Annotated in this window: 12 protein-coding genes and 1 pseudogene; 7 read left to right on the top strand and 6 right to left on the bottom strand. The window is 67.9% G+C overall.

Annotated elements, in window-relative coordinates; all coding sequences use genetic code 11:
* Positions 1 to 162 precede the first annotated feature (162 nt).
* Positions 163 to 1974 (top strand): monovalent cation:proton antiporter-2 (CPA2) family protein, encoded by a 1812-nt coding sequence (locus tag XaplCFBP3123_RS15885; protein ID WP_102597000.1) that lies wholly within the window; start codon positions 163 to 165, stop codon positions 1972 to 1974.
* A gap of 321 nt (positions 1975 to 2295) precedes the next feature.
* Here the strand turns inward: XaplCFBP3123_RS15885 and zwf are convergent, their stop codons facing one another.
* From zwf to XaplCFBP3123_RS15855, 5 genes and pseudogenes are all read right to left on the bottom strand, one after another.
* Complete coding sequence (zwf, locus tag XaplCFBP3123_RS15875) at positions 2296 to 4158, bottom strand: glucose-6-phosphate dehydrogenase (RefSeq protein WP_172453310.1); 1863 nt, start codon at positions 4156 to 4158, stop codon at positions 2296 to 2298.
* Positions 4155 to 5954: a glycoside hydrolase family 15 protein gene (locus XaplCFBP3123_RS15870; RefSeq protein ID WP_104534904.1), complete on the bottom strand. Its 1800-nt coding sequence runs from the start codon at positions 5952 to 5954 to the stop codon at positions 4155 to 4157. The genes zwf and XaplCFBP3123_RS15870 overlap by 4 nt, the downstream gene beginning before the upstream one ends.
* 63 nt (positions 5955 to 6017) lie before the next feature.
* Positions 6018 to 6347, bottom strand: a pseudogene (locus XaplCFBP3123_RS15865) (low molecular weight protein tyrosine phosphatase family protein).
* Positions 6348 to 6373: 26 nt separating this feature from the next.
* Positions 6374 to 9694, bottom strand: a complete 3321-nt coding sequence (locus tag XaplCFBP3123_RS15860; protein WP_104534903.1) for an ankyrin repeat domain-containing protein — start codon at positions 9692 to 9694, stop codon at positions 6374 to 6376.
* Positions 9687 to 9947, bottom strand: coding sequence for a YcgL domain-containing protein (locus XaplCFBP3123_RS15855; RefSeq protein ID WP_104535035.1), 261 nt, complete (start codon positions 9945 to 9947; stop codon positions 9687 to 9689). Before XaplCFBP3123_RS15855 ends, XaplCFBP3123_RS15860 begins: the two co-directional genes overlap by 8 nt.
* A gap of 218 nt (positions 9948 to 10165) precedes the next feature.
* Here XaplCFBP3123_RS15855 and XaplCFBP3123_RS15850 point away from each other — a divergent pair, with 218 nt between their 5' ends.
* From XaplCFBP3123_RS15850 to XaplCFBP3123_RS15830, 5 genes are read left to right on the top strand one after another with little or no spacing between them, the layout of a single operon-like run.
* A complete protein-coding gene (locus XaplCFBP3123_RS15850) occupies positions 10166 to 11362 on the top strand; it encodes a beta-ketoacyl-[acyl-carrier-protein] synthase family protein (RefSeq protein WP_104534902.1) in 1197 nt (398 codons plus the stop codon).
* Complete coding sequence (locus tag XaplCFBP3123_RS15845; protein ID WP_104534901.1) at positions 11362 to 12135, top strand: beta-ketoacyl synthase chain length factor; 774 nt, start codon at positions 11362 to 11364, stop codon at positions 12133 to 12135. The genes XaplCFBP3123_RS15850 and XaplCFBP3123_RS15845 overlap by 1 nt, the downstream gene beginning before the upstream one ends.
* Positions 12132 to 12953, top strand: coding sequence for a glycosyltransferase family 2 protein (locus tag XaplCFBP3123_RS15840; protein ID WP_104534900.1), 822 nt, complete (start codon positions 12132 to 12134; stop codon positions 12951 to 12953). Before XaplCFBP3123_RS15845 ends, XaplCFBP3123_RS15840 begins: the two co-directional genes overlap by 4 nt.
* Entirely contained in the window at positions 12950 to 14572 is a 1623-nt protein-coding gene (locus XaplCFBP3123_RS15835; RefSeq protein ID WP_104534899.1) for an NAD(P)/FAD-dependent oxidoreductase, read from the top strand. Before XaplCFBP3123_RS15840 ends, XaplCFBP3123_RS15835 begins: the two co-directional genes overlap by 4 nt.
* Positions 14569 to 14775, top strand: a complete 207-nt coding sequence (locus XaplCFBP3123_RS15830) for a hypothetical protein (RefSeq protein WP_146091364.1) — start codon at positions 14569 to 14571, stop codon at positions 14773 to 14775. The genes XaplCFBP3123_RS15835 and XaplCFBP3123_RS15830 overlap by 4 nt, the downstream gene beginning before the upstream one ends.
* A 171-nt stretch (positions 14776 to 14946) precedes the next feature.
* Here XaplCFBP3123_RS15830 and fabG read toward each other — a convergent pair whose 3' ends face one another.
* The gene (gene fabG, locus XaplCFBP3123_RS15820) at positions 14947 to 15678 is read right to left on the bottom strand and encodes a 3-oxoacyl-ACP reductase FabG (protein WP_104534896.1); all 732 of its coding nucleotides are present in this window, start codon (positions 15676 to 15678) and stop codon (positions 14947 to 14949) included.
* Between the two features lie 259 nt (positions 15679 to 15937).
* On the opposite strand from fabG, the gene XaplCFBP3123_RS15815 reads away from it, so the two are divergent.
* The gene (locus XaplCFBP3123_RS15815; protein ID WP_104534895.1) at positions 15938 to 16468 is read left to right on the top strand and encodes a hypothetical protein; all 531 of its coding nucleotides are present in this window, start codon (positions 15938 to 15940) and stop codon (positions 16466 to 16468) included.
* Positions 16469 to 16481: the final 13 nt, after the last annotated feature.

Here is a 16481-nt window from a genome sequence, read left to right as displayed (position 1 = left end):
GCCTGAGGTTGGCGCGTACGCCGCGCCGCAGGCTGCCCCGGCGCTCCCTGGCGAGTGCCGCCCGCTGGCGGCGATCGCCCGCAGCGTCGCAGGCAGGACACGCTGATCCAGGCCGACATGTCGCCAGCGGCGGCATAATGCGCATCTCAACGGAGAGTGCGCATGCATAGCGGTGGTCTGGAACTGGCTCTGGTGCTGATGCTGGCCGCCATCGTGGCGGTGCCGGTGTTCAAGCGTTTCGGCCTGGGTGCGGTGTTGGCCTATCTGGTCGCCGGTGTGGTGCTCGGGCCCGACGGTGTGGGCGTGGTGCAGGATGCCGAGCGCATCAGCGGCGCGGCCGAGATCGGCGTGGTGATGCTGCTGTTCGTGATCGGCCTGGAACTGTCGCCGGCCCGCCTGAAGGTGATGCGGCATTCGGTGTTCGGGGCCGGCGCCACCCAGGTGGTGGTGACCACGCTGATCCTGGGCGGCCTGCTGATGCTCGGCAACCTGGGCTGGAAAAGCGCGTTGATCGTCGGCGTGGCGCTGGCGTTGTCGTCCACCGCGGTGGGCCTGCAACTGCTGGCCGAGCGCAAGGCGCTCAATAGCGACTACGGGCGCCTGGCGTTCGCCATCCTGCTGTTTCAGGATCTGATCGCCATTCCGTTGCTGGCGGCCATACCGCTGCTCGGCGGCAGCAAGAACGCTACCCTGGAATGGCAGGACGTGGCCAAGGCGGTGGCGGCGGTGGCGCTGGTGATCCTGTGCGGGCGCTTCGTGCTGCGCTATCTGTTCAACATGGTGGCGCGCACGCGCATGCCGGAGGTGTTCACCGCCAGCGCCTTGCTGGTGGTGCTGGGCACCGCCTGGATCATGCAGGAAGCCGGCTTGAGCGCCAGCCTGGGCGCGTTTCTGGCCGGCGTGCTGCTGGCCGATTCGGAATTCCGCCACGAGCTCGAATCGCAGATCGAGCCGTTCGAAGGTTTGCTGCTGGGGCTGTTCTTCATCTCGGTCGGCATGGGCATCGATCTGAACCGGGTGGTCGCCGAGCCGTGGCTGATCGCCAGCGGCGTGGCGATCCTGCTGGTGGTGAAGTTCTCGCTGCTGGTCGGGATCGGCAGCGTGGCCAGACTGCCGCTGCGCAGCAGCCTGATGCTGGGCAGTGTGTTGTGGCTGGGCGGCGAGTTCGCCTTTGTGGTGTTCAACGAGGCCGATCGTGTCGGCTTGCTGGAGCGCGCCAATCACGACCGGCTGGTGGCCATTGTCGGCGTGTCGATGGCGCTGACGCCGCTGTTGCTGCTCGGCATGCAGCGCATCCTCAACGGGCCGCTGCGGCTGCATGCGCCCAAGTCCGATCGCCCGTTCGACACCATCGATGCGCAAACGCCCAAGGTGCTGGTCGCCGGCATGGGCCGCTTCGGTCAGGTCGTCGCGCGCCTGCTCACCGCGCGGCATGTGCCGTTCGTGGCGCTGGAACACAACCCGGACACCGTGGAGGATTTGCGCCGCTTCGGCAGCCAGCTGTACTACGGCGACCCCACCCGCCCGGAACTGCTGCGCGCCGCCGGTGCCGACCGCATCAAGGTGTTCGTGATCGCGGTGGACGACCCGGAAACCAACATCAAGGCGGTGCGGTTGATCCGCCGCCTGTACCCGCAGGCCACGGTGCTGGCACGTGCACGCAATCGCCAGCACGCCTGGAAACTGATGGACCTGGGCGCCGAACCGTTCCGCGAGGTGTTTGCCTCCAGCCTGGAACTGAGCGAACGCGTGCTGACCTCGCTCGGACTGGGCGAGGCGGTTGCCAGGGATCACGTCGAACGGTTCCGCCAGCACGACGAAGAGTTGCTGCATCGCCAGCACCTGGTCTATGACGACGAAGCCAAGGTGATCCAGACCTCGCGCGATGCACGCGCGGATCTGATGCATCTGTTCGAAGCCGACGTCAAGGCCGATGTTGACGGCGAGCCCGCGCCCACCACGCAGGATCGCTGAGCCTTTCGTAGGAGCGTGCCTGCGCGCGACCAGGCGTTACCGGTAAAGCCCGTCGCGCGCAGGCACGCTCCTACGCGGATGCGTGCATCGTTCGTCAGCGGTAGCTGCGCAGTCGATGCCTTGGCGACGACCTGCACGCGAGCGTTCGACCGCGTCCAAGTCATCAGTCGATGTGGATGGCGAACCCGCGCCAACCACCCACAATCGCGGCGCTGTTCGTAGGAGCGTGCCTGCGCGCGACCAGGCGTTACCGGTAAAGCCCCGCCGCGCGCGGGCACGCTCCTACGTGGATCTGCGACGGCTGTGTGTCGACCGCATCCCTCAGCGGCGCGGTGTACGCGCTGCGGTCTTGCTGGTCGACTTCTTCGCTGCGCCCTTGCCCGCCGCGGTTTTGCCGACGGTCTTTGCGACCTTGCCGGTTGCGCGTTTGCCCACGGCTTTCTTGGCCGCGCTGCCCGGCGACGTAGCCGCATCCAGCGATGGTCTTGCTGCAGCCGCGGATGCGCGTTTGGCCGGCGCCTTGGTGATTTTCCTGGCTGGCGCCTCAGTGATCTTCCTGGCCGGCGCCTTGGCGGCCTTCTTGGCCGTCTTCCCGGTGGCTTTCTTGATCGGCGTGGTGGCGCTGCTGCGCGCTTCCGGTGCGCGGCGCGGTGGTGGCTTGCGGCCCGGGGTGAGCGCGCGCCAGGCGTGTCCGCCGTTCATGGCCAGCAAGGCATCGGCGGCCGAGGGGCCGGCGCTGCCGGCGGCATAATTGGGAAAATCGCTGGGCGGTTGCTTCCAGGCATCCAGGATCGGTTGCACGATGCGCCAGGCACCTTCCACCATCGCCGCATCCTGGAACAGGCCGGCCTCTCCGTTCATGCAGTCCTGCAGCAGGCGCTCGTAGCCCACCGTGTATTCCTTGGGGAACCAGTCGCGGTAGCGGAAGTCCATGCGCACCGGTGCCAGACTGACCTGCGCGCCGGGGCGCTTGACGTCGAACTGCAGCGAGATGCCTTCGTCGGGCTGGATGTGCAGCACCAGCCAGTCGGGGCCGTAGCCGCCCACTTCGGTGCTGCGAAACGGCGCCAGCGGCGCAGGCTTGAAGCGGATCGCGATCTCGGTGGTGCGCTCGCGCAGACGCTTGCCGGTGCGCAGGTAGAACGGCACGCCGGCCCAGCGCCAGGTGTCGACCTGCAGCTTCATCGCCACATAGGTTTCGGTTTCCGAATCGTCCGGCACGGTGTCTTCTTCGCGATAGCCCGGCACCGCGCTGCGGTTGACCGCACCGGAGGCGTACTGGCCGCGCACCACGTCTTCGGGCTTGATCGGGCGCACCGCTTCGATCACTTCGGCGCGGCGGCGGTGCATCGCCTCGGTGGTGAAGGCGGCTGGCGGTTCCATCGCAATCATCGCCAGCAACTGGAACAGGTGATTGGGCACCATGTCGCGCAGACAGCCGGTGGGATCGTAGAAGCGTCCGCGCCCCTCCACCCCGATGGTTTCGGCGGCGGTGATCTGTACGTGATCGATGCGGTCGCGGTTCCACACCGGCTCGAACAGGCCATTGGCGAAACGGAACGCCAAGATGTTCTGCACGGTTTCCTTGCCGAGGAAGTGGTCGATACGGAACACCTGGTCCTCATGCAGGACCTTGGCGACGGTAGCGTTGAGCGCGACGGCGCTGGGCAGATCGTGGCCGAAGGGTTTTTCCACGATGACCCGACGCCAGCCCTCGCCATCGCGTTGCCTGACCAGCCCGGCTTCGCCCAGGTTGAGCAACACCGGCTCGAAGAAACGCGCGGCAGTGGCCAGGTAGAACAGCACATTGCCCTGGGTACCGTAGCGCTTGTGCAGTTTCTCCAGCGCGCCATCCAGGGTTTGATAGGCGCCCAGGTCGGTGAAATCGCCGCGCAGATAATGCATGCGCTCGCGCAGCCACTCCCAGGTGTCGGTATCGAATTGGTCGGTCTGGAATTCGGCGTCGCGGCTGCTGAGCAGCTCGGTCATCGACTGGCCCATCATCGTGCGCCACGAACGCTCGCTGATATCGCCGTGATCCATGCCGACGATGGCGAACTGCTCGCCCAGCGCGCCGGAGCGACGCAGGTTGTACAGCGCCGGCATCACCAGGCGCTTGGTCAGATCGCCGCGTGCGCCGAACACCACGATGATGCACGGCGGGGTTGTGGCTTGTTCGTTCATGGATGTGTTTCCTCTTCGCCCATGCGTCCGTGCAGGCGCAATGCCGCATTGACCAGAGCCACGTGGGAATACCCTTGCGGGAAGTTGCCAAGCATGCGTTTGCTGCGCGGGTCGTACTCTTCGGCGAGCAGGCCCACGTCGTTGCACAGCCCGAGCAGACGCTCGAGCAGGACACGTGCCTGCTCGGTGCGCCCGAGCAGGGCGTAGTTTTCCACCAGCCAGAAGCTGCAGGCAAGGAAGGTGCCCTCGCCGGCCGGCAAGCCGTCAGCGCTGTCGTCGGTGCGATAACGTTCGACCAATCCATCGATGGTCAACTCGCGTGCGATCGCATCGGCGGTCGCGGCGATGCGCGGATCCTCCGCGGGCAGGAATCCCACGATCGGAATCAGCAACAACGCCGCATCCAGGCGATCGGAGCCGTAGCTCTGGACGAAGTGACCGTCCGGGTGCACGCCCTTTTCCAGCACTTCGGCGCGGATCTCGTCGGCAATGCGGCCCCAGTGCGCGCGCTTGGCCGCATCGGCGTTGGTGATGCCATCGCGCGCGCCGCAATCGAATGCCAGCCAGGCCATCACTTTGGAATGCACGAAATGACGGCGCTCGTCGCGGATTTCCCAGATGCCTTCGTCGGGCAGGCGCCACAGCGTTTCCAGCGTCTCCAGCACGTTTTCCAGCAACGATGCCGACGAGCCATCATCGTCGGACAGCGGTGCCACGCCCTTTTCGCGCGCGTAGTGGAACGCGCCGATCAACTCGCCGTACACGTCGAGCTGGAACTGATCCACCGCGCCGTTGCCGATACGCACCGGGCCGGAGTTTTCATGGCCGGGCAGCCAGGGCGCTTCCCATTCCTGCAGCCGGCGCTCGCCGGCGATGCCGTAAAGCGCCTGCAACTGATCCGGCGAACCGGCGATGGCGCGTTGCACCCAGTCGCGGAAGGCCTCTGCTTCATCGCGATATCCGGCCTGCAGCAAGGCGATCAGCGTGAACACCGAATCGCGCAGCCAGCAGTAGCGGTAATCCCAGTTGCGGCTGCCGCCCAGATGCTCGGGCAGCGAAGCGGTCGGCGCGGCGACGATGCCGCCGGTGGGCAGATAGCTGAGCCCCTTCAACACCACCAGCGAGCGACGCACCTGCTCGGTCCAGGGGCCGACATCGGTGCAGCGACGTGCCCAGCCGTGCCAGAACGCGGTCGTGCGTTGCAGCGCCTGTTCCGGATCGATCGCCTTCGGCGTGGGCTGATACGACAGGCCGTGACTGAGCAGAAACCAGGTGCTTTCGCCCTGACGCAGCGTGAAGTCGGCTTCGGTTCCCATGTCCTCGCCATGCAGCGCCTGCGGCGAGCGCAGGGCGAGCTGGTCGGGCCCGGCGATGGCGCGGATACCGCCGTCGATACGCGTCACCCATGGCACGGTGCGGCCGTAGTTGAAGCGGAAGGTCAGGCGCATGTGCATCGGCACCTCGCCCTGCACGCAACGCACGATCCGCACCAGATGCTGGTGGCCGTCGCCTTCCTCGCTGGCGACCATGAAGTCGACCAGTTCCACCGTGCCGGTGCCGGTGCGCATGCGCGTGCACAACACCAGACTGTCGTCTTCGTAGGCACGTTCGCTGCGAAAGTCGCCGGCCGGCGACAACGCCCATTGCCCGTGCTGCTCATCGCCCAGCAGGGATGCGAAAAACGCATCGGAATCGAAACGTGGCAGACACAGCCAGTCGATGGTGCCGCGGTGGTCGACCAGGGCCGCGCTGTGGCAGTTGCCCAGCATGGCGTGGTCCTCGATACGCACACTCATCGTAGAGGCGCTTCCTTCGTGCGAGGGAACGCCCAGTCTTGCATGCGCGGTGTCGGGATCAGGTTACGAATGCGCCGGCAGACGCAGCAATGGTGGCACCGTGTGTTCCAGCCGACGGATCAGTGCCGGATCCATATACGCGTAGTCGTCGGGAATCTGCAGACAGATCACCCGGCAATGGCGCAGATGCGCGGCAAAGCGTTTGCGTCACAGCTGCAGATGGCGACGCTCCATCACCAGCACCAGCTGCGCCTCGTGCAGCAGCTCCGGGGTGAGCTGCACGTCCGCATCGGCGGCCAGCCCGGCCGATTGCGTCTGCACGCCCGGCCAGTCGGCGAACACGCGCTCGGCGGTGGGGCTGCGCAGGCGGTTGCGGCTGCATACGAACAGCACCCGCAGCGGTGCGCCGCCGCGCTGGCTCAGCGGCCTTCGCGCAGGAAGCGCGCCATCGAGGACACACCCGGCAAGGCGGGTTCGAACTGGCCGGCCACATCGATGAAGCCGCGCATGATCGCGATCTCGCGCGGGGTGCGGTTGAGCGCGTCGCGGCGGTCGGCATCGGCGCCGGCACGCAGCAGGCGCTGCACCAGCAACGACAGGCCGTGCAGTGCGGCCAGGTGCAATGGGCCGAAGCCGCGTTGATCGGCCACGTCCAGCGAGACGTCTTCGTCGAGCAGGCGTTCGACGCCGGCCAGCACCACCTGCTCGTCGCAGGCGGTGCCGGGTTCGGCGCGCGCCCCCAGCACCAGCAGCAGGGGGCTGACCCGGCCACCGGCCAGATACTCCGGGTCGGCGCCGGCCAGCAGCAAGGTATCCAGCAGGGCCAGCAGGCGGCTCTTGTCGCGCGCGGTGAAGCCGTACAGCGCGGCGCAATGCAGCGGCGCCAGGCCCTGGTCGTCGTTGGCGTGCACATCGGCCGCCGCGGTGAGCAGGCGCGCCACGATATCCGGCAGGCCCAGCGCGCAGGCCAGCATCAGCACGGTGACGCCGCCGGGCAGGCGGTGCTCGATCTGCGCGCCGGCCTGCAGCAACGCGGCCACGATCTCGGTCTGACGCATGCTCACCGCCGCCGACAACGGCGTGGCGCCGCTATTGGCCGCGCGTTGCGGGTCGGCGCCGCGACCGAGCAGATGCGCCACCACGCCGAGATGGCCGCCGCCGGCCGCACGCAGCAGCGCGGTGCAGCCCTGCGCATCGACGGCGTCGACCGGCAGGCCGAGATCGATCAGGCGACGCACCGCATCGGTGTCGCCGACCATCGCGGCCGCCGGCACATCCGCCTCGCGCAGGCTGCGGTGCGGCAGCGACCAGATGCGCCAGTCCAGCCAGTCGGCCAGATCGCGGCGGCCGATCGACAGCGCCACGCCCAGCGGGGTCTGCCCGTCGGCAGCGCGCGCTTCCGGCGAAGCGCCCTGCTTGACCAGCAATTTCAGCGATGCCTCGCGGCCCAGCGCGGTGGCCAGGTGCAGCGCGGTCATGCCGTGGCTGTCGCGCGCCTCGCGGTCCACGCCGTGTTCCAGCAACCACTGCTGCAGGCGCAACCAGCCCAGCCGCACCGCGAGCGACAACGGCGGATCGCCGGCCGCCGACGCGGCGAACGGGTCGGCGCCGCGTTCGAGCAATTCCAGCGCGAACTGTTCCAGCCCGCGCGATGCCGCATCGTGCTGCACGCAGGCGCTGAGCAGCCGCGTCAGACCGCCCGCACCGGCCGGCGACACGCCGTGACGCAGCAGCGCCTGCAGCGCCGGCACCGCTTCCACGCCCCGCGACAGCAGCGCAAACATCGGCACATCGCCGCAGGCATCGCGCACGTCGGCATCGGCACCATGGCGCAGCAGCCAGTCCACCGCATCGGCGTTCAAGGCCAGGTGCGCGTCGTGCAGCAGGCCGCCGAGTTCTTCCGGGCCGCACAGGCGGGCCAGCGCGACCAGACCGTCGCGTTGACCGAACTGCAGGCCTTCGCGCAGCAGCACCAGGGGCGGACGATCGGGCAGCACCGCAACGCCCGGGGTCTCGCCGTGCGCATCGCTGACCGCCGCCGGCAACGGGTAGGCGGGGTCGAGCAACTGCACGATCGCCCAGCGCCCGGCTTCGGCGGCCACATCCACCGCGCGCCGGCCGTGCGCATCGGCGCTGTCGGCCGGCACCTGCAGGTCGAGCAGGCGCCGGATCAGGGCCGGCGACACGTTGTCGGCGGCGCAGGCCAGCATCACCGCGTTGCGGCCCTCGCCATCGACGGCCAGCACATCGGCCTTGCGTGCGACCAGGCGTTCGAGCACGCCGCTGCGCGCCTGCCGCGCCGCATCCAGCCACGGCGTGCGGCCGAGCAGATCGCGCGCTTCCAGATTGGCGCCGGCCGCCAGCAGCGCCTCGACGATGTCGCCGTGCCCGGCCAATGCGGCTTCGTGCAGGGCGCTGCGGCGTTGACGATCGCGCGCATCCACGCGCGCCTTGTGCTTGAGCAGCAGTTGCACGCCGGCCGGGTCGTCTTCCTCGGTGCCGGCCGCCGCCAGCAGCACCGGCGCGCCGCCGTCCGGTTCGGAGTGCGCGCCGCGTTCCAGCAGGAACTTGGCCAGCCGCCAGTTGCCGACCTGGCAGGCCATCGCCAGCGGCGAGTGGCCTTCGTTGTTGAGCGCGTCGAGCTCGGCGGCGGCATCGCGCAGCAGCGCGGCCACGCCCGGGTCGGAACTGCGCACCGCGTGATGCAGCGGCGTATTGCCGTCGTTGTCGCTGGCGCGCGGGTCCGCGCCGTTGGCGAGCAGCGTCATCACCGCGTCCGGGCGACCGTGCCAGCTGTCGCGCGTGGCGGCCAGCAACGGGGTCATGCCGCGATGCGGCTGGTTGACGTCGACGCGGCGCACGATCAGCTCGCGCAGCAGGCGCAGATCCGGCAGCACCGCGGCCAGCGCGGGCAGGCTGCGTTGGTCGCGCCATTCCGGCAACGGCATCGCCTGCGGGTCGGCGCCGGCGTCGAGCAATTGCAGCGCGCGGTCCACGCGTCCGCTGCGCGCGGCCTCGAACAGCTCGGGCACCAGTTGATGCTGGGCCACCGGCTCCAGCGGACGCGGCTGGGCCGCCGCTTCGGAAAAGAAATCGGCCGCCTGCAAGGCCGCCGGGGCATCGCTGCGCACCGGCGCGGCGGTGCGTTGCAACAGCAGATGGGCGGCGGGCAGCAGCACGCTGGCCGCGATCGCCAGACTCCAGCGCCAACTGCTCGACAACCAGCCCGGCCAGGCCAGCGCCACCACCAGCGTGCACATCGCCAGCACCAGTGCAGCGGCCAGCAGACCGCGCCAGGCATGCAACTCCTGCGTCGCCAGCGCATGCCAACGCGGGGCCAGCGCACCGCCATCGCGTTCGACCTCGCCCCACAGCGGCCAGGTCCGCCACAGCCCGAGCAGCGCAGCGCTGACCGCCACACTCAAGGCCAGCGCGGCAGCCAGGCTGCCGCTGTCTCGCAGGGCGGTCAGCGGCCAGCTGATCAGGGCGGCCAGCGCCAGCAGGCCCACGCCCCAGACCGTCAGCAGCGGCGGCAGGGCCTGCGCAACCGCGCGCGGCGGGCTGGGCAGGGCGCGGCTACCGCGCGCCCACGACACCGCCAGCGCGAACGCCGGCTGCGCCAGCCACAGCGCCACCGCGGCAACACCGCCGCCGATGCCGCCCAGCAACGACAACGCCACGCCGGCCGCCCCGGCCAGCGCTGCGGCCCGCAGGCGTGCGGCCCGTGCGGCCTCAGTCATAGTCGCACTCGCCCGCCAGCACCACCGTCTTGGGCAGTTGCAGATAGAAGCCGTGCTTGGCGAGCGCTTCGCGCACCGTGGCCACGTCGGCCTGTGCCAGACGGCGCTCCGGCGTCAACGCCACCTCCAGCACGAACGCGAACGGCGCCAGCTGCGCGTGCACGCCGGCGGGAAGACCGGAGAAGTCGTCGCGTGTGGCGAGATAGACGAAGGTGTCCTGCTTGCGTTGGCTTTTATAGACGTAGGCGTGCATGCGCGCGTGGTCGCGCTCGATCGGCAAGTGTGTCGCAGGATTGTGTCCCAATTGCGCCGATGGCGAAAGCGCGGCAGCACGCGAAAAGTCCTGCCCCGTCAGCGACATGACCGGCACGTTCAGTTGCGCCGTCGCCGGGAGGCGGACCCGCCATCGATATACTGAGCCCACTTTTTGCCAGCCAGACCACCGTGAGCCAAGCGCAGCATTCGTCCCAGATGGCCCCGGTCGCCGTCACCGCCTTTACCTCCACCACCGCGCTCGGCGCCGGGCTCGGTGCCCAGGCCGCCGCCCTGACCGCTCGCCGCAGCGGCATGCGTCGCAACGATTTCGGCCCGCAGCCGCTGCCGTGCTGGATCGGCCGCGTCGACGGCGTGGAAGACGTGGTGTTGCCGGAGTCCCTGCAAGGCTGGGACTGCCGCAACAATCGCCTGGCCTGGCTGGCCCTGCAGCAGGACGGCATGGCCGAGGCCGTGCAGGCCGCCGCGCAGCGCTACGGGGCCGAGCGCGTGGCGGTGATCATCGGCACCTCCACCTCCAGCATCGGCGCCAGCGAAGAGGCCTACACGCGGCTGGTCGAAGACGCCGACGGCGCGCGCTTTCCCGACGATCTGGATCGCCCGATCGTGCACACCCCGCACTCGCTGGGCGACTTCGTGCAGCACGCCACCGGCCTGCGCGGCCCGAGCGTGACCGTGGCCACCGCCTGTTCGTCCAGCGCCAAGGTGTTCGCCCAGGCCGCGCGCCTGATCGACGCCGGAGTGGTGGATGCCGCCCTGGTCGGCGGCGTGGACACCTTGTGCGGCAGCGTGCTGTTCGGCTTCAACTCGCTGCAGGTGGTGGCACCGGAGCTGTGCCAGCCGTTCGATGCACGGCGGGTCGGCCTGAGCCTGGGCGAGGCCGGCGGCTTTGCCGTGCTCGAACGCACCGCCGCCGCGCCGGACGCAGCGCTGTGGCTGTACGGCTATGGCGAATCCAGCGATGCGCACCATATGTCCGCCCCGCATCCGCAGGGCCTGGGCGCGCAGCTGGCGATGCGCGGCGCGCTCGAGCGCGCAGGCCTGGAGCCGGCCGCGGTGGGCTATCTGAACCTGCACGGCACTGCCACCCCGGCCAACGACAGCGTGGAGGCGGCCGCGGTGGCGGCGATCTTCCCCGCCACCCTGCATGCCAGCTCGACCAAGGCCTGGACCGGCCATACCCTGGGCGCGGCCGGCATCGTCGAATCGGTGATCGCGCTGCTGGCGCTGCGCGACGGCGTGCTGCCTGGCACGCTCAATAGCGAAGTGCCCGACCCCGCCTGCGGCCCGCAGATCCGTTTCGACAATGCCCATTCCAAGATCGATTACGCCATGAACAACTCCTTCGGTTTCGGCGGCAACAACTGCTCGCTGCTGTTCGGGCGGGCCCGCTGATGCTGGCTGCCACCATCGAGGGGATCGGCTTCTGGACCCAGGGCCTGCCGAGCTGGGAAGCCGCTGCAGCCGTCGTGCGCGGCGGCGCGCTGCAGGACACCGGGGCACGCCCGGCACCGCAGCTGCTGGCCGCCAACGAGCGCCGTCGCGCACCGGACACGGTGGCGGTCTCGCTGGAAGCCGCCCTGGCTGCCTGCACCGCCGCCGGCCGCGACCCGGCCAGCCTGCCGTCGATCTTCACTTCCACGTATGGCGACCTGGCCATCTCCGACTACATGTGCACCACCCTGGCCAGCGACCCCACCGCGATCTCGCCGACCAAGTTCCACAACTCGGTGCACAACGCCGCGGCCGGCTACTGGACCATCGGCGCCGGGGCGATGACCCCGGCCACGGCGATCAGCGCCAGCCTGGGCAGCTTCGCGCAGGGCTTGCTGGAGGCGCTGGTCCAACGCGCCGCCGGCATGGACGCGGTGCTGCTGGCCGGCTACGACGCCCGCTCGGTCGGGCCGCTGGGTCGGGTCGCCCCCAGCCAGGGGCTGCTCGGCGGCGCGCTGGTGCTGGGCGCGCCCGGCCAGGCCGGCAAGCCGCAGCTGCGTGCGTGGCTGGACGACGGCATGCCTTCGCCGGGCGAGGGACCGTTGTCGCGGCATGCCGCCGGCAATGCGATGGCGCCGATGCTGCCGCTGTTCGACCTGATCGCCGCTGGCGGCGAACGCGTGGCGCTGTACGCCGGCCCGGGCCGGGTGTTGCGCGTGGAGCTCCAGCAGTGAGCCGGCAGCCGCTGACCCGCGAAGACACCGCGATCCTGGTGCCGGCCCTGAACGAGTCGCTGCGCATCCGCGAAGTGGTCAACGATGCGCTGACCTATTGCTCCAACGTGATCGTGATCGATGACGGCTCCGACGATGGCACCGCCGACTGCATCGCCGACCTGCCGATCACCCTGATCCGGCATCCGCAGCGCAAGGGCAAGGGCGCCGCGTTGCGCAGCGGGTTTGCGCAGGCGCAGCGGATGGGCATGCGCGCAGTGATGACCATGGACGGCGACGGCCAGCACAAGGCCGCCGATTTTCCACGTCTGTTGGCCGCGGCCAACCGCCACCCCGGCTGCGTCATCGTCGGCGCACGCATGCGCAAGCGCGCCACCCAGCCCACCATCCGCCGCATCGGCAACGATTTCGGCGACTGGGGCATCGCCTGGGCCTGCGGCTTCCAGCTGGTCGACAGCCAGAGCGGCCAGCGCCTGTATCCGGCCTCGGTGTTCACCCTGCCAGACGTGCCCGGCGAAGGCTTCGTGTTCGAAGCGCAGCTGTTGATTTCCGCCGCGCGCCAGGCCGGCGCGCGCGTGGTCGCGGTGCCGATCGAAACCCGCTACGCCGGCACCTCGCCGGGCATGTTCCGCAAGAGCCATTTCCGCCTGGTGCGCGATCTGTGGGAAATCACCTCGCATGTGGTCGTCCAGGCCTGGAGCTATGGGCATATCTGGCGCGAGTACCGCCGCGTGCGCGCCAACCCGGTGCTGATCGACGACGCTGACGGTGAATTTGCTACTGTGCCTGCGGTCACCAAGAGCAGCCAATCCCCATGAATGCACAGCGTGCCGATGTCGTTATCACCGGTGGCGGCCTGGCCGGCCTGAGTCTGGCCCTGCAGCTGCGCCAACGCGATCCCGAGCTGGCGATCACCGTGCTGGAGCGCCGTGCGCATCCGGTGCGGGAAGCCGCGTTCAAGGTCGGCGAATCCACGGTGGAAATTGGCGCGCATTATTTCGCCGACGTGCTGGGTCTGCGCGAGCATCTGGAGACCGAACAGATCCGCAAGTTCGGCTTCCGCTTCTTCTTCTCCGACAGGCGCGAGGACATCGACCGCTGCACCGAGCTGGGCGTCAGCCAGATCCTGCCGACGCCGTCGTGGCAGATCGACCGCGGCCGCTTCGAAAATTTCCTCGGCGAGCGCGCCCGCGCGCAGGGCATCGCGTTTGTGGACAGCTGCAGCGTCAAGGGCGTTGACCTGTCCGATGACGAGGCCGACCACGCCGTGCGCTACGAGCGCGCAGGCGAGCCCGGCACGCTGCGCGCACGTTGGGTGGTGGATGCCAGCGGCCGCGCCGGCCTGCTCAAGCGCAAGCTCGGCCTGGCGCAGGACAATGCGCACGATGCCAATGCGGTGTGGTGGCGCGTGGAAGGCCTGATCGACCCCAATGGCTGGTCGCAGGACAGCAGCTGGCTGCAGCGCTGCACGCCGCCGGACCGCTGGCGCTCGACCAACCACATGTGCGGGCCGGGCTACTGGTTCTGGTTGATTCCGTTGTCGTCCGGCGCGCATTCGCTGGGCATCGTCTGCGATGCGTCCATGCATCCGCTGGAGACCATGAACACCCACGCCAAGGCGATGACCTGGCTGCGCATGCATCAGCCGCAGGTCGCCGCCACCCTCGACCAGGCCGACTATCGGCTGCAGGACTTCCTGTTCCTGCGCAACTTCTCCTATGGCTGCAAGCAGGTGTTCTCGCCGCAGCGCTGGGCGCTGACCGGCGAAGCGGGCTTGTTCCTGGACCCGTTCTATTCGCCCGGCAGCGACTTCATCGCGATGTCCAACACCTACATCTGCGAACTGATCGGCCGCGACCGCGCCGGCAGGTCGCTCAGCCCGTATGTCGAACTGTACCAGCAGCTGTATTTTTCGTTCTACGAAAACACCCTGACCCTGTATCAGGACCAGTACGCCCTGTTCGGCGATGCACAGGTGATGCCGGTCAAGGTGATCTGGGATTACACCTACTACTGGTCGCTGCTGGCGCCGCTGTTCTGCTCCGGACGCATCGCCGACCTGAGCCTGCTCTCGCGCATGAAGGCAGACTTTTTCTACGCGCGCGACATGAATCTGGCGATGCAACGTGTGCTGCACGACTGGGGCCAGCACAACACTGCACAAGGCCTGGCCAGCGACGATGGGCGCCTGCTCGATCAATACCTGATCGGCTGGTTCAACGAACTCAACGGCGCCTTGCACGACACCCTCGACGACGACGCCTTTGCCGCACGCATCCACAGCAACGTCGCGCAGATGGCGGTGCTGGCACGCGAGATCCTGCAGCAGGCACGCCAGCGTCATGCCGAACTGCCGGACCATGGGCTGGACGTCTTGACCGCCAACGCCACCGGCGAACCGATCCTCACCGCCGCCTGGTACGCCGACGCGGCGTGAACTTGAAGACCGCGCCGGCGACGGCGCGTTTTTTCTGGATCCGCGCCAGTTTGATTCAAATGCCGGATCGGAAGACGCCGATCAAACCGCACCGCATCGAACGGCCGCGCGAGGTGCATTGCTTGCACAGGCACACCACCCATCTCGCCCGGTCCTTGCCCGCCAACCGTCGCAGGACCTTACGCGGCATGGATGCCGCGTAAGAGCCTCCATGGACGGATTCACGGCATGTCCCGCGATGGTGGGCGGGCAAGGGCCCTGCAGCAAACTCACAGCGGCGAGGACACCGCACCTGCCAACCTGGTCGTGCGCTGATGGGAACCAAACTAGCCGCGCCTACCTGGGGGGAGGCATCGTCGTTCTATCAGCGGCTCTCAGCCCATCCCACCATTGATGCCGATGACCTGGCCATTGATATAGCCAGCTGACTCCGAACACAGAAACGCAACCAATGCGGCCACTTCGTCGGGCTTGCCGACCCTGCCGGCCGGTACCAGTTGCTTGATCACTTCCGGCGCGAAGCTTTCGCCGACCATCTCGCTTTCGATCACGCCCGGCGCGACCACGTTGACCGCAATGCCGCGGCTGGCCATCTCGCGTGAAAGCGATTTACTGGCACCGTGCAAGGCCGCCTTGGCCGCGGCGTAGTTGGTCTGCCCGCGATTGCCCAGCACTGCCGCCACCGACGACACGCTGACGATACGGCCCCAGCGGGTACGCGCCATCGGCAGCAGCAGCGGCTGGGTCACGTTGAAGAACCCGTGCAACGACACGTCGATGACCCGATGCCACTGTTCGGCGTTCATGCCGGCCATCGGCGCATCGTCGTGGATGCCGGCGTTGTTGACCACGATCTGGATCGGGCCGACCTCCAGCAGGCTTGCCAGCGCCGATGCACTGGCCTGCGCATCGGCCACATCGAATGCCACCGCCTGCGCACTGCCGCCGTCGGCCACGATCGCTGCGACCACTTCATCGGCGCGGGCGATATTACGATTGGCGTGCACGATCACATGGCGACCCTGTGCTGCCAACTGACGGCAGATCGCACCACCAAGATCGCCACTACCGCCGGTGACGAGTGCGCGGCGCTGTGCTGAGTTCATAAATAACGATCGCTTGGTCGGACAAGAAGAACGTTATCGTAGACCAAGCTATGCGCCTACAAGCGCAGCTTTCACATCCGGCCAGTCGCTACAGCTGGATGAATACCGGCTAGCTGCCTGCACGGCGATGCACAGGCGACGGCGTTTCATCGACTATGCCGCAGATTGAAAGGCGGCCGCTTGAGCACCTCTGAAACAAGCTGATAGCGTCTTGGCAAAGGCTGTGTAACTTGAAGACGGAGACGGCAAGGGGGACACAATGGACTTGGTCGAACTAGGCAAGCAAGGCGAACATGCAATGAATGCATGGTTGAAAGCATACAGCTTTAGCTACGTCGCCATCTGTCAATCACCTGACACCTTTTCACCATTATTTGGTGCATCGGTCAAACGGCCCGACTTCCTGCTACTGCTGGAATCGATCGGTTTGATCGCTATTGACGTGAAGAACTATAGCCAGTTCAAAGGCTGCTATGGCCTTCCCTATGAGGCCGAAGTCAAACGTGCGGTGACATTCGAGCGGATGTTCCGCATTCCGGTGTGGTATGCGTACTTCAATCGCGATGACGCAGGCCAGTCATTCCACTGGATCAGCGCATTAAAGGCGGTTGAAGTAGGCGAGATCAAGCCAGCCAGGGGTGATCGCGAGGAATTTCTGTCCATCGGCTTGGCGCATTTCGAACATCTGTGCACCGGCATCGACATCGCAAAGTTGTATACGCATCGTCTGCCCAGCGCCTGCAACTTGAGTGCACTGACCGTATTGAAGACAGAGACCATTTCGACCTGAGTGGCTGATGGTT

The sequence above is a fragment of the Xanthomonas arboricola pv. populi genome (assembly GCF_002939945.1).
Taxonomy (GTDB): Bacteria; Pseudomonadota; Gammaproteobacteria; order Xanthomonadales; family Xanthomonadaceae; genus Xanthomonas; species Xanthomonas arboricola_A.
This window is presented reverse-complemented; position numbering and strand designations above follow the sequence as displayed.

Coding starts and splice junctions, on each gene's coding strand:
- fabG (WP_104534896.1), bottom strand. CDS start 15,678: ATGAACTCAGCACAGCGCCGCGCACTCGTCACCGGCGGTAGTGGCGAT.
- XaplCFBP3123_RS15885 (WP_102597000.1), top strand. CDS start 163: ATGCATAGCGGTGGTCTGGAACTGGCTCTGGTGCTGATGCTGGCCGCC.
- XaplCFBP3123_RS15850 (WP_104534902.1), top strand. CDS start 10,166: ATGGCCCCGGTCGCCGTCACCGCCTTTACCTCCACCACCGCGCTCGGC.
- XaplCFBP3123_RS15870 (WP_104534904.1), bottom strand. CDS start 5,954: ATGAGTGTGCGTATCGAGGACCACGCCATGCTGGGCAACTGCCACAGC.
- XaplCFBP3123_RS15835 (WP_104534899.1), top strand. CDS start 12,950: ATGAATGCACAGCGTGCCGATGTCGTTATCACCGGTGGCGGCCTGGCC.
- XaplCFBP3123_RS15815 (WP_104534895.1), top strand. CDS start 15,938: ATGGACTTGGTCGAACTAGGCAAGCAAGGCGAACATGCAATGAATGCA.
- XaplCFBP3123_RS15845 (WP_104534901.1), top strand. CDS start 11,362: ATGCTGGCTGCCACCATCGAGGGGATCGGCTTCTGGACCCAGGGCCTG.
- XaplCFBP3123_RS15855 (WP_104535035.1), bottom strand. CDS start 9,947: ATGCACGCCTACGTCTATAAAAGCCAACGCAAGCAGGACACCTTCGTC.
- XaplCFBP3123_RS15860 (WP_104534903.1), bottom strand. CDS start 9,694: ATGACTGAGGCCGCACGGGCCGCACGCCTGCGGGCCGCAGCGCTGGCC.
- zwf (WP_172453310.1), bottom strand. CDS start 4,158: ATGAACGAACAAGCCACAACCCCGCCGTGCATCATCGTGGTGTTCGGC.